The organism is Desulfovibrio sp. 7SRBS1, from assembly GCF_049723905.1.
Taxonomy (GTDB): domain Bacteria; phylum Desulfobacterota; class Desulfovibrionia; order Desulfovibrionales; family Desulfovibrionaceae.
Window position 1 is genome coordinate 4342186 of record NZ_JBJKFD010000001.1, and the last position, 12652, is coordinate 4354837.

Annotated in this window: 9 protein-coding genes, 2 tRNA genes and 1 rRNA gene; 9 read left to right on the top strand and 3 right to left on the bottom strand. The window is 54.3% G+C overall.

Annotated features, from left to right (window positions below):
* The first annotated feature begins 259 nt into the window (after positions 1–259).
* Positions 260–754: a transcription elongation factor GreA gene (greA, locus tag ACI0FJ_RS19150; RefSeq protein WP_424306114.1), complete on the top strand. Its 495-nt coding sequence runs from the start codon at positions 260–262 to the stop codon at positions 752–754.
* Between the two features lie 168 nt (positions 755–922).
* Here the strand turns inward: greA and ACI0FJ_RS19155 are convergent, their stop codons facing one another.
* Positions 923–1327, bottom strand: coding sequence for a cytochrome c3 family protein (locus ACI0FJ_RS19155; protein WP_424306116.1), 405 nt, complete (start codon positions 1325–1327; stop codon positions 923–925).
* Positions 1328–1471: 144 nt separating this feature from the next.
* Entirely contained in the window at positions 1472–1879 is a 408-nt protein-coding gene (locus tag ACI0FJ_RS19160; protein WP_424306118.1) for an OsmC family protein, read from the bottom strand.
* 227 nt (positions 1880–2106) lie between these two features.
* Between ACI0FJ_RS19160 and ACI0FJ_RS19165 the strand changes: the two genes are divergently transcribed.
* On the top strand, positions 2107–3240 hold the full coding sequence (locus ACI0FJ_RS19165; protein ID WP_424306119.1) for an ATP-binding protein: 1134 nt from the start codon (positions 2107–2109) through the stop codon (positions 3238–3240).
* Positions 3241–3294: 54 nt separating this feature from the next.
* Here the strand turns inward: ACI0FJ_RS19165 and ACI0FJ_RS19170 are convergent, their stop codons facing one another.
* Positions 3295–3603: an Hpt domain-containing protein gene (locus ACI0FJ_RS19170; protein ID WP_424306120.1), complete on the bottom strand. Its 309-nt coding sequence runs from the start codon at positions 3601–3603 to the stop codon at positions 3295–3297.
* Between the two features lie 780 nt (positions 3604–4383).
* Here ACI0FJ_RS19170 and qrcA point away from each other — a divergent pair.
* The 7 genes from qrcA to ACI0FJ_RS19205 all read left to right on the top strand — a co-directional run bounded on the left by qrcA (position 4384) and on the right by ACI0FJ_RS19205 (position 12620).
* Entirely contained in the window at positions 4384–4944 is a 561-nt protein-coding gene (qrcA, locus tag ACI0FJ_RS19175; RefSeq protein ID WP_424306121.1) for a menaquinone reductase multiheme cytochrome c subunit QrcA, read from the top strand.
* An 18-nt stretch (positions 4945–4962) separates the two neighbouring features.
* Entirely contained in the window at positions 4963–7113 is a 2151-nt protein-coding gene (gene qrcB, locus ACI0FJ_RS19180) for a menaquinone reductase molybdopterin-binding-like subunit QrcB (protein ID WP_424306122.1), read from the top strand.
* Between the two features lie 15 nt (positions 7114–7128).
* Positions 7129–7917 (top strand): menaquinone reductase iron-sulfur cluster-binding subunit QrcC, encoded by a 789-nt coding sequence (gene qrcC / locus ACI0FJ_RS19185; RefSeq protein WP_424306123.1) that lies wholly within the window; start codon positions 7129–7131, stop codon positions 7915–7917.
* The gene (qrcD, locus tag ACI0FJ_RS19190) at positions 7910–9151 is read left to right on the top strand and encodes a menaquinone reductase integral membrane subunit QrcD (protein WP_424306124.1); all 1242 of its coding nucleotides are present in this window, start codon (positions 7910–7912) and stop codon (positions 9149–9151) included. The genes qrcC and qrcD overlap by 8 nt, the downstream gene beginning before the upstream one ends.
* Positions 9152–10826: 1675 nt before the next feature.
* A 16S ribosomal RNA gene (locus tag ACI0FJ_RS19195) occupies positions 10827–12377 on the top strand.
* Between the two features lie 73 nt (positions 12378–12450).
* Positions 12451–12529 (top strand) — tRNA-Ile (locus ACI0FJ_RS19200).
* A gap of 15 nt (positions 12530–12544) precedes the next feature.
* Positions 12545–12620 (top strand) — tRNA-Ala (locus tag ACI0FJ_RS19205).
* Positions 12621–12652: the final 32 nt, after the last annotated feature.

A 12652-nucleotide genomic window follows, 5' to 3' on the forward strand; every position in this document is an offset into this window, starting at 1 on the left:
TTCCGTAAGGCTACTTCGCAGCCGCAATGCCACCTGAATCACCGGCCAGGGTAAACCGAAAACGCCGCAGGCTGGCTTCATCGCAACCGTTCCATGAATACACGACACCACTTTGAGGGCGCATGCCGCGTCCTCTGGTCGTTTTCGGGGGTGGCCGCCATGGGGGCGGTCAGGAACAAACCGAACGCCTTTTTTGCTTCCTTATAGATTAGGAACGGGCGACGCGCTCGATTTGAGACTTTCGAAGGAGAACGAAGTAATGGACAGTATCCCAATTTCCATTCAGGGGTATGAATTGGTCAAGGAAAAGCTGGACGACCTCAAGCGGCAACGCCCCGAGGTCAGCAAAGCCATTGGCGAAGCCCGGGAAGAAGGCGACCTCAAGGAAAATGCAGGCTACCACGCCGCCAGGGAACGCCAGGGGTGGATTGAAGCGCAGATTCGTTTTATCGAATCCCGCATGCCCAGCTTCAATGTCATAGATCTCGACACGCTGGATGGCGAAACCGTGACCTACGGTGCCACAGTGGAAATCGAGGATGTGGAAACCGGAGAAAGCAAGCTCTACACAATCCTCGGCCCGGACGAGACCGATTACGTCAAGGGCAGCATTTCCATCCTCGCCCCGGTTGCCCGTGCCCTGCTGGGCAAGGAGGAAGGCGACGAAGTGCTTGTGGACATTCCCAAAGGCAAGGTGGAGTACGAAATTACTTCCGTTGTCTTCAAGGGTGCGAAGGAATTGTTCGGCGAATAACGTACATCCTGGTTATATTTCAGATACGAAAGGCCGGGTAATTCCCGGCTTTTTGTATTTGTAGCATCGGCATTTCGGCTGCCGTACGTGTCTGGACATGCAATAAAAGAATCCCGGCGGGATACCCCGCCGGGATTCTTTGTTTTTAGTTCCACAAGCCACCTGGGTTTATGGGTGGCACTTGGACTTGGAACACCCTGTAAGCGCCTTCTTCTTATCCTTATCCCACTTTTGCGCCTTGGCTTGCTCCTTGTGGCAGCCCAGGCAGGACATCGGGTCGGCTTTGGTGCGCGCGTGCGCAAGCTGATAAAACGACTCGGGTGACTTGACCTTTTTGTCGAACACGTCATGGCAGCCCGAAGTGGTACACTTTTGCGGATTGCCGTTTGCATCGGGTTCGTGATGGCACTTCACGCACTTGAATTCGGCGTGGGCCGAGTGCGGGTACATGACCACCTTGTTGGGAAAGTAGGCCAGCTTGAGAGGGGCTGACGGGGCCGACATGGCCGCGTGCAGCGGGGCGGCGAGCAGCATGAGGGCTGCCACGGCCAACCAGGGAAAGATTTTTTTCATGGCACTTCTCCTTGAGGCTGAGGTGGGGGATTTGCGTCCCTTCCGCCAGATGTGTCGGCCTGCCGGAAGGGACGCTTTATGAACTATACTACAATGCGCCGGTGCTGCGTCAACAGGAAAAAGTGCCGTTGTTCAATGCGGCGACTAATCCAGAGTCACCTGGAAATCGGGAGGCGTGAGGATGTTCTTCTTAACCGTGCATTGTTCCACGGTACGGATGAACGCATTTCTGTACTTCTCAGGAAAGCCTTCGGGCAGCGTAAAGTGGTGGGTCATTGTTTCTATTTTGCTTTCCTGTTCATCGAAGTTCACTTCCGTCTTCATGGTAAGGCCCTTGGGGTCCAGGTTATGCTGTGCAAAAAAACGCTGTGCATACATGGCGGCGCAAGAGCAAATAGCGGCCTGGAGCAACTCAACAGGGTTGGGGGCAGTATCGTTTCCCCCTTTGTCGGCAGGCAGGTCGGCCTGGATAGTCTTGCCGTCTGCAAAAGTGGTTTTGACGCAGGCGGGGCTGATTTTCTCATCATAGCTTACTTCTATGGTGGTTTGCATTAGTGTCTCCTGAGGTTTGCATGATTTTCATATGTATGTCTGACCTAGGAATAAGTCTTGATGGCTTTGGAAGCAAGTGGCGACCTCTTTGTGATTATAATTGCATAAAAATCAAGTAGTGGTTGGAACAAAAGGTTGAAAATGCTATCAATTGCATGCTCGACGGTGTTCTGTGTGGTACACGGGGAGAGCGCCACGGGCGGAAGTTTCAGAAAGCGGAGAAATATATGGTCGATTTGCAGACTCATTTCGCGTCGTCCGAGCGGTCCACACCCTCGCAAATCCTTGCCAGGCACAAGCTGATATCCTCGCAAGCCCTTATCCGGCAGTTGTTGGATTATTGTCCGGATTTCATTTTCATATTGGACTGCAATCGCCAGATTGTATTCGCCAACCAAGCCGCAGTCGCCATGGCAAAGGTAAGTTTGGAGCAGATATTGGGGCGGCGGCCCGGCGAAATATTGGGCTGTGGGAATGCGCAGCAGGCCAGCGGGTGCGGAACCAGCCGGGCCTGCCGGTTTTGCGGAGCGGTGCAGGCCATACTGGAAAGCCGCAAGAAAGAACGATCCGCACAGGAATGCTTTCTGCTCCTCGACGACGGAGGAACCCTACGGGCCGTGGACTTTCGCGTGTGGGCGGCGACATTCGATTTGGCCGACGAGCAATTCACCATGTTCATGCTGCTTCCTAATGAAGACGAAAAACGGCGGCGGGTGCTTGAGAGGATTTTTTTTCACGACATCCTGAATACGGCTACGGCCATAAAAGGATTTGTTCAGTTGGCCAACCAGGGGGTTGTTCAAGATCCTCAGGAGATTATGGAACGGCTGGAAACACTGTCCGAACGTATTATAAATGAAATTCGTTCCCAACGCCTGCTTCTCGATGCGGAGGACGGCAAACTGTCCCTCCAAGAGTCTGAAGTGGAGTCCATAGCCTTCTGCCGAGGAATCCTGCAGGGGGTGTTCAAGGAAGAACTGCTCAGCAGCAGAGTTCTGGAAATGGATGCGGACAGCCAGTCGTTTGCACTGCAGACTGACAAAACCTTGCTGGGCCGTATACTGGTAAATATGATCACAAATGGGCTCGAAGCTGCTCTGCCCGGGGAAAGAGTTACTTTGGGATGCTGTAGAAAGGGAGAGGTGGGGGAGTTCTACGTCCACAATCCTGGGACCATTCCGGAAAAGGCCCAGGCCCTCATATTTAAACGCTCCTTTTCAACAAAAGGGGCGGGCCGCGGCATTGGAACGTACAGTATAAAGCTGTTTGCGGAAAATCATCTTGGGGGAAAAGTGGGATTTACCTGCGATGAGGAAAAGGGAACACGTTTCTATGTGCGCCTGCCCACGGACAAAGCGTAAGATGAACGACGGTGGATTGTCGGAGAATTCCCTCTTCCCACAGGGAGGTAGTTTTTAGTTCTCGTCTTGCAACGTCACCCGAACCGAGTCCAGATAGTCTTCAAGCCGGGAAAACAACTGGGTCAGAACTTCAGGTGTGTTTTTTGCGGCGGCCTCCGCCTCAATGGCCTTTCCAATTTCACCTAATCCAACAAAGCCGTATCCAAGGCCGGCTCCCTTGAGTGAATGGCCGATGCGCTGCACGTCGATCAGACGTCCCTCTGCCAGTGCCTTACGCAAAGTTTCAAGATCGTTGCGGGCGTTTACAAAGAATTTGGGAAGCAAAGGTTCCAGTTCGCTGGCTATGGTTTCGTTATATTCCATGGCACCTCCGACACGAATTTTTAAAAAAGAGAACCACCTGGTCCTTCTTGGAAAAAAAATACGCGGCAGAAGTCCTTTTGGCAATTATAAGAAAGGTGCGAGTTGAAAATGGAGAGGCGGCTCCATTTGGCCCGTGGAGCCGCCTCTGCCGATGATAGAGATGGTTGGAAGCAACGCCGAAGCGTCGTGATTCCCTATATTATTGTGGGCGCTCATTCGTCCGGGATTGCCCCGGGTGGTGCGCCCGTAATAAACTGACGTTCCAATACTCTTTTTGTTCACATGAATCCAGTAACTTGGTTTGGAGTAAAAATACGCCCAAAAAACAGAAGGCTTATGGGACCTATAGCATATAATTATTGTTTAAATACAGTTAATTAGGTTTCTCAATTTGTACGGACGACAATCTGCTGGGGTTTGTCTTCGGGAGGTGGAGCCAGGGGAAGAAACTATTCTGTAGCGAGTGCCTCTTTTCTTAAATAATTTGCGTTGAAACGTGTAATTATATCGAAAAATATGTTGCAAAATAATGAATGGTGGCGTTCTATGGAATAGCTTTTTGGTTGATCAACCAACTTATTCAAGTGAAATCTGGTGAAAAATTTGTTTTTTTGCTTGTGTGACAAAAAATGCACAATTGCCCGTAACACCAGGAAAAATTGAGAAAAGAGCTCGTGAATAATTTCGTAAGTGCTTGACACGGTATGGCCTCTCTCTTAGAACGACAAGGATTCCAAACGAATTGGCTTTTTTTTAAGAACTCTCAACGGGGCGGAGTGTATGGACCGGAATACCTCATCGCAGTCCGGAGGAGTGGTATTTTTCCTCCTCGGGTTGATCCTGGCCCTTGGGTTCGGCTGGTTTGTTTTCCCGCAGTTGATGTACAGCGCGAAAACGCAGCCGATTCCCTTCAACCACAAGATCCATATGGAAGATGCGGGTATGGCATGTGAAGACTGTCATTATTTCCGCGAAGATGGATCCTACAACGGCTTTCCGACCACAGAATCCTGTGCGGATTGCCATTCCGACGTTACGGAAGGCGACACGCCTGCCGAAAAAGCCATCGACAAGCTCGTCACCGAGTATGTCGAACCTGGCAAAGCGGTGCCCTGGCTGAACTACCAGCATCAGCCCGACAACGTGTATTTTTCCCATATCGCCCACGAAAGCGAGGACTGCACCTCCTGCCATCCCGACGTTGGCAATGCTGAGAAAGCGCCGGTTTACCACGAGAATATTCTCACCGGCTACACCAACTACACCATGAAAATGTGGAAGTGTGAGCGCTGTCATGCCGAGAACGGTGTCAGCAACGCCTGCTTCGTGTGTCACAAGTAAGGAAAGGGGTGGTATAAAATGGGTGTAAACCGCAGAAGTTTCATCGCGTTCGGCGCGGGAGCCACGCTTGGCCTGCTGGGCACGCCGGTTATCTGGAAGACCCTGGACGACGTGTCCATCTGGTCGCAGAACTGGTCCTGGATCCCCCGCCTTAAATACGGCGCACTGGAAAAGAAACCCGCCATCAGCAAAACCTATGCGGCGGGTAGCCCTATTCACGTTCTGACTGTCAACGGCAACCCTGTGGAAGCCCTCGGCAATCCGGACAACCCGCTGTCCGCCGGGGCCATCAACGCCTTGGCCGCGCCCGAAGTACAGATGCTGTACAGCCCGGCGCGCATTCAGCAGCCCATGAAGAAAAACGGCGACAAGTTCGAGCCCATCGACTGGGATTCGGCGCTCGGTCTGCTTGCCGGAAAAATCAAGGGTGCGGGCCGCAAGGTCGCTGCCATATCGGGGGACGAAACCGGCACGGCTAACGAGGTATTCTCCGGATTCCTCAGCGGGCTCGGTTCCAAGGATTTCTTCATCATGCCCAGCGAACACCATCTGGCCGCCAAATCCTGGCACAGCCTGATGAACGGCAAAGGGCATGTAGGGTTCGATCTGGAAAACAGCGACGCCGTGCTCATCATCGGGCCGGATCTTTTCGATTCCTGGGGCCCCGTTGGCCGCAACGGCCGCGCCTTTGCCGCCAACCGCCCGGCTGGCGAAGAGGCCAAGGCCATGTACTGCTACGCCGGTCCGGTCCAGAACCGCACCGCCGCAGTAGCAGATCTCTGGATTCCCGTGGCACCCGGCAATGAAGCCGCCTTCGCCCTGGGTGTCGCCTACTATCTCCTGGAAATGGGCGCTACCGCGGATGTGGACGGCTTCGACGCCTTCCGGTCCCTGGTACTCGCCGATTACACGCCCGCCAAAGTCACCGAAGCCATCGGCGTGTCTGCCAAGACGCTTAAGAACGTGGCCAAGGCCCTTGCCTCTGCCAAGTCTCCGGTCATCGTCTGTGGCAGCCCCATCAGCCAGGGCGGAAGCCCGGCAGGTTTCGTGGCTGGCATGGCACTGAACATCCTGCTGGGCCGCATCAACAAGCCCGGCGGTGTCCGTGCCCTTCCCGAGCTGCCCACGGTGGTTCCGGGCGCAGCTTCCAGAGCCGACATCATGGCTGGCGATTTGGTCGATTACCTGCTGCAGGTCGACGGCGGAAAAACTCCGGTCCCCAGCGTGCTGTTGTGCTACGAGGCCAACCCCAGGTACGCACTGCCGCAGACCGACGCCATGAACAAGGTGCTCGACAAGGTATCCTTTGTGGTCAGCTTTTCCTCCTTCATGGACGAAACAGCCGCCAAGGCCGACCTCATCCTGCCCAACCCCATGTGCCTCGAACGTTTCGAAAGCCTGGAAACTCCCTATGGATCGGGAGTCGCCAGCTTCAGCCTTGCACAGCCGGTAATCGATCCGCTGACCGACTCCAGGGCCGCTACGGACATATTGCTGGCCGTGGCACCCAAACTTGGGCTCGACCTTGGTTTTGAAACATTCGAAGGCGTGCTCATGGCCAAGTCCGAAGCCGTCGCCGGAGTGGGGGGATTCCTCAGCTCGCAGGCAGCTCCCGCCGAAGCCGTCGCCCAGGGCAATGCGCCCGCATTGGACGGCGATTTGGGCGATGCTCTGGCCGCGGGACAGGCTTGGGTCACCATAGAAACCGTTGATCAGAGTAAGTTGTCTCTGGCTCCCATGGTCCTTTCCAAGGCCGCTAAACCGGCTGGAACAGATGCATTGCTTTTGGCTCCTCAGTATCAGCTCAACATCGGGTCCGGCAGCATGGCCACCCCCGGTTACAACCTGCTGACAATTCGGGACGACGAACTGAAAGGCAAGGACATGTTCGTGGCCATGTGCTCGGAAACAGCCGCAAAAACTGGTGTTTCTCAGAACATGAAGGTCAAGGTGGTTGGACAGCGCGGCGAAATCGAAGCCCGCGTCAATATTGACGAAACGGTCATGCCCGGCGTTGTTTCCGCTCCTTTGGGGCTGGGCCACACCGCCTGGGACGTCTTTACCGAAGGCAAAGGCGCAAACGTTTCCAAAATCATGACCGCCAGCCCCGAACCCGGCACCGGAGCACCCGTCTGGACCGGGTCCCAGGTCAAAATCGCCAAAAGCTAAACAAGGATTACGACCATGTCAGCATTCAAGGAATTCGACATCAAATGGGGGATGGTGGTCGATCTGGACAAATGTACGGGCTGCGGAGCCTGTATGGTGTCCTGCCAGGTCGAAAACAATATAGCTCCCATGGAAGATGCGTCCAACAAGCTGCGGACCCTCTCGTGGATGCTGGTCTACAAGCTTGAGAACGGACTTAAATATCCCGAACACGACGTGGCTTATCTGCCGCGCCCCTGCATGCAGTGCGGTCATCCCTCCTGCGTGTCGGTGTGCCCGGTTGTAGCCACGGATAAAAACGAAAACGGCGGCATCGTCAGCCAGGTGTATCCCCGCTGCATCGGTTGCCGGTACTGCATGGCTGCGTGCCCCTACCACTCCCGTTACTTCGGATGGTTCGACCCGCACTGGCCCGAGGGAATGGAAAAGACCCTCACGCCGTTCGTGTCGACCCGCCCCCGCGGTGTGGTTGAAAAGTGTACGTTCTGCCACCATCGTTGGAATCTGGCCAAGGAAAAGGCTCGCAAGGAAGGCGGCGATCCCAACAGCCTGCCCGATGGCGCATACGTTCCTGCTTGTGCAGAGGCCTGCCCCACCGGAGCCATTTCCTTCGGCGACCTCAAGAACCCCGAGCACAAGGTTCACGAACTGCACAAAAGCAAGTATGCCCGACGCATTCTGGAACGGCTCGGTACGGATCCGCAGGTTTACTACATGAGCAAGCGCTCCTGGGTCCTGGACTTGCTGGACAACGACATGGGCGACGGCTCGCACGGAAGCAACGGAGGAGGCCACCATGGCTAAACCCATCGATTACCAACTCTTCCCCGAAGGCGTGGAACGCTGCGGCATAGGTAAGTTCATGCTTTGGCTGGCCTTTGTCATGGTCATCTTCCTCTGGGGAGTTTACGCCGCATTCCAGGTGTTCGGCTATGGCATCGGCGTGACTGGCCTGGACAACTACTTCGGGTTCGGTCTGTGGATCACCTTTGACCTTGCCGTCATCGCCCTTGGCGCGGGCGCGTTTTTTACCGGATTTCTCAAGTACATCCTGGGAATCGACGCCCTTAAAAACATCATCAACCTGACCGTCATCGTCGGGTTTCTCTGCTACTCCGGCGCCATGCTCATCCTGACCATGGATATCGGACAACCCCTGCGTGCATGGTTCGGATACTGGCATCCCAACGTCCACTCCATGCTCACGGAAGTTATCTTCTGCATCACCTGCTATTGCATGGTGCTCATTATCGAGTACGTGCCGCTCGTCCTTGAGCAGAAGCAGCTGAACAAGATTCCCTTCCTGCACAACCTCGCACACAACATGCACGTCGCCATGCCGCTTTTCGCCGGTATCGGCGCGTTCCTGTCCACATTCCACCAGGGCTCCCTGGGCGGTATGTACGGTGTGCTTTTTGCCCGTCCTTTCGCTTTCCGCGAGGGATTCTTTATCTGGCCCTGGACGTTCTTCCTGTTCGTTCTGTCAGCTGTAGCCTCCGGCCCCTGCTTTACCGTGCTCATCTGCAAAGTCATCGAACTGATGTCCGGTCGCCAGATGACCACCTACAAAGTAAAAGCAATGATGGGCAAAATCGCCGGTACCATGTTGTGCCTGTACTTGTTCCTCAAGTTCCTGGACACCTACGCATGGATCACCGACATTCTGCCTCGCGCCGGTCTGACCTTCGATCAGATGTTCTACGGTTGGGTTTACGGCAAGTGGATGCTCTGGACCGAACTCGGACTGTGCGGCGTCATCCCGGCTCTCATTCTTATGATTCCGGCTCTGCGCAACGCACCGTTCCTGTTCTACATTGCCTGTATCCTGAACTGCGTCGGCGTGACCATCAACCGCTACGTATTCACGGTGCAGACCATTGCCTTCCCGGCCTTGCCTTTCGATAAGTGGTACGTTTACATGCCCAACTGGGCTGAATGGGCCACCTCGCTTATGATCGTAGCTTACGGCGCCTTGCTGCTTTCGCTGTCCTATCGCTACCTGCCCATCTTCCCGCAGGAACGCGAACTGAACTCGTAAGCACCAGCCTTCCTTAGATGTATAAAGACCGGTTCCTTCGTGGAGCCGGTCTTTTTTTGGTGTTGTGGCGGCAGCGCGATTTTTGCTTCTGCCTTCGTTGCGGCTTGATGTTTGGAAGCGGGATGTCCAAGGCGGGATTTCGGCGCCCTGCGGCGTTGCGGCGTAATGTGCTGCCGAGGGCTGTAGGTCTAACTACTATCCCCCGTCATCCCGTCACGCCGCGCCTTGCAGGGCATCCGAAATTCCACCTTGGGAAGAGAAGAAAATTGTCGTAAGCTAATATTATTCACCGCCTCGGCAGAATCAAAACTTACGCTGCCGCGGGAAGAAGAGGGGGATGCTCCGAGTCGTCTTTTTCTTTGATAGGCCCTTAAAGGCTCTCTGGTCTGTTTGCAGAAAATATTCATCCCCACCTTAAATAGTTGCCTGTAGGCGTATGTATAATTTCAGCCGACAATGATCTGTCATTCGCCACGCTTCGTGGCGTACCTGCGGCGGCCAATCTGCAATGCAGCTCATGCTCTACGGCGCAATGATTCTATCTCACCTGCCTTGGTTCAAAGAGGCGGCCAAGACTTCCTTTTAGATACCTGCGGCTCCTTCGTGCCGGAAGGGGGGAGGGGAAGGTTCGGGAACAAACGGGTCGGCAGCGCGATTTTTGCCCCTGCCTTCGTTGCAACTCACTGTTTGGGAGCGGGCTGGAGGCCAACTCCTATCCACGCCCCCAAACAGCAAGTTGCGCCTCGGCAGAAACAAAACTTACACTACCTTAATGGGCCCCGGGTTTCCCAGCAGTTTCCGTAAAATATGTTGAATCTGAGCTTGGCAGCTATGTGAAGTGACACCATGGCTCGTCTGTCGTTCACAACCTCTTCATTCTCCTTTGTATAACGACTCGCAGCAAACTTATGCTCCTCACACACGATGGGATACGGCCTGACGTGGTATTCTTTGGACAGCAAAGTGTACTCCATCTTATTGGGGAGCAATCTGCCAGGTGTGCACTTCTCTATCTTTCCAGCTTGCATTCTCCGCATTAGCGGGGATAACCGCATGCCATGAACACTCGTCCCATCCTTTTTTCCCTTTACGCAATGCGGGGACAAACCAGCCCCTTATTTATGGAATTTCTCTTTCATCATCGGCCCTTCAGCCGATACCAGCCCCACAACATCACCTATCCCTAAAACACAAAATCAAAACTTTCTGAAAAAAACTCACAAAACCTGTTGACGGGTAGGTGTGAAACACATAGAAAGCCCCTCCGCCGCACGGGAATCGCAAGTTTCCCGGCAGGGTGTTCTCTTACAATAGAATAGATAGGGTGAGTGTGTGGAAGCTGATGGCTGACACCCCGGGCCGGTATCCGGCCGCAATCGACTTTACGACCCTGACGGGTTCGACCAAAAAAGTTGAAAAAAGGGGTTGACGCACAGGGCGGAAACACATAGAAACACCCTCCGCTGCTTGGGACAGACGGCGCGAAAGCGACGCAGAAAACAAACAGGGAATTTGAAAAAAGAGATTGACATGGGAAGCGTAATTTACTACTTACACTCTCCCACTTCCGGCCTCAAGCCGGAAAGGTCTTTGACAATTAAATAGCGAGCAGGGCGCGAAATACTATCATCGTGGGTTCGTATGAACTTACGAGTTTTAGCTAGAAATACTTTCCTAATTGGAGAGTTTGATCCTGGCTCAGATTGAACGCTGGAGGCGTGCTTAACACATGCAAGTCGTGCGAGAAAAGTTCCTTCGGGAGCCTAGTAGAGCGGCGTACGGGTGAGTAACGCGTGGGCTACCTGCCCAGACGAACGGGATAACAGTTGGAAACGGCTGCTAATACCGTATACGAATCAATTTATTTTGGTTGAAAGGGTGCCTCTAAATTATGCATCCGCGTCTGGATGGGCCCGCGTCTCATTAGCTAGTTGGTAGGGTAACGGCCTACCAAGGCAACGATGAGTAGCTGGTTTGAGAGGATGACCAGCCACACTGGGACTGAAACACGGCCCAGACTCCTACGGGAGGCAGCAGTGGGGAATATTGCGCAATGGGGGAAACCCTGACGCAGCGACGCCTCGTGAGGGAAGAAGGCTTTCGGGTTGTAAACCTCTGTCAGAAGGGAAGAAGTGCGTATATGTTAATAGCGTATATGTTTGACGGTACCTTCAGAGGAAGCACCGGCTAAATCCGTGCCAGCAGCCGCGGTAATACGGATGGTGCAAGCGTTAATCGGAATCACTGGGCGTAAAGCGTGCGTAGGCTGCCTGTTAAGTCAGGTGTGAAAGCCCTCGGCTCAACCGAGGAATTGCACTTGATACTGACAGGCTTGAGTCCTGGAGAGGATGGCGGAATTCCTGGTGTAGGAGTGAAATCCGTAGATATCAGGAGGAACACCGGTGGCGAAGGCGGCCATCTGGACAGGTACTGACGCTGAGGTACGAAAGCGTGGGGAGCAAACAGGATTAGATACCCTGGTAGTCCACGCTGTAAACGATGGATGCTAGGTGTCGGGGGGATTCACCTTCGGTGCCGCAGTTAACGCATTAAGCATCCCGCCTGGGGAGTACGGTCGCAAGGCTGAAACTCAAAGGAATTGACGGGGGCCCGCACAAGCGGTGGAGTATGTGGTTTAATTCGATGCAACGCGAAGAACCTTACCTGGGTTTGACATCCTTGGAATCTCCTAGAGATAGGAGAGTGCCCTTCGGGGAACCAAGTGACAGGTGCTGCATGGCTGTCGTCAGCTCGTGCCGTGAGGTGTTGGGTTAAGTCCCGCAACGAGCGCAACCCTTATTGTCAGTTGCCATCACATAATGGTGGGCACTCTGGCGAGACTGCCCGGGTCAACCGGGAGGAAGGTGGGGACGACGTCAAGTCATCATGGCCCTTACGCCCAGGGCTACACACGTACTACAATGGGGGGTACAAAGGGCAGCTACGCCGCGAGGCCAAGCCAATCCCAAAAAGCCCCTCCCAGTCCGGATTGCAGTCTGCAACTCGACTGCATGAAGTTGGAATCGCTAGTAATCCTGGATCAGCATGCCAGGGTGAATACGTTCCCGGGCCTTGTACACACCGCCCGTCACACCACGAAAGTCGGTTCTACCCGACGTCGGTGAGCCAACCCTTTGGGGGGCAGCCGCCTACGGTAGGGCTGATGATTGGGGTGAAGTCGTAACAAGGTAGCCGTAGGGGAACCTGCGGCTGGATCACCTCCTTTAATGAGCAAATGCGCCCGCTCGCTATTTAATTGCAAGGACCTTTGTGTTCTTTGCACTGTAGAGCCGATTTAAGGGCCTATAGCTCAGTTTCGGTTAGAGCGCACGCCTGATAAGCGTGAGGTCGATGGTTCAAGTCCATCTAGGCCCACCACGGTTATCACCACATGGGGGTGTAGCTCAGCTGGGAGAGCACCTGCTTTGCACGCAGGGGGTCATCGGTTCGATTCCGTTCACCTCCACCACGGTGGTGAACTTACTGGCCACGTGTCGGTAA

Coding starts and splice junctions, on each gene's coding strand:
- greA (WP_424306114.1), top strand. CDS start 260: ATGGACAGTATCCCAATTTCCATTCAGGGGTATGAATTGGTCAAGGAA.
- ACI0FJ_RS19155 (WP_424306116.1), bottom strand. CDS start 1,327: ATGAAAAAAATCTTTCCCTGGTTGGCCGTGGCAGCCCTCATGCTGCTC.
- ACI0FJ_RS19160 (WP_424306118.1), bottom strand. CDS start 1,879: ATGCAAACCACCATAGAAGTAAGCTATGATGAGAAAATCAGCCCCGCC.
- ACI0FJ_RS19165 (WP_424306119.1), top strand. CDS start 2,107: ATGGTCGATTTGCAGACTCATTTCGCGTCGTCCGAGCGGTCCACACCC.
- ACI0FJ_RS19170 (WP_424306120.1), bottom strand. CDS start 3,603: ATGGAATATAACGAAACCATAGCCAGCGAACTGGAACCTTTGCTTCCC.
- qrcA (WP_424306121.1), top strand. CDS start 4,384: ATGGACCGGAATACCTCATCGCAGTCCGGAGGAGTGGTATTTTTCCTC.
- qrcB (WP_424306122.1), top strand. CDS start 4,963: ATGGGTGTAAACCGCAGAAGTTTCATCGCGTTCGGCGCGGGAGCCACG.
- qrcC (WP_424306123.1), top strand. CDS start 7,129: ATGTCAGCATTCAAGGAATTCGACATCAAATGGGGGATGGTGGTCGAT.
- qrcD (WP_424306124.1), top strand. CDS start 7,910: ATGGCTAAACCCATCGATTACCAACTCTTCCCCGAAGGCGTGGAACGC.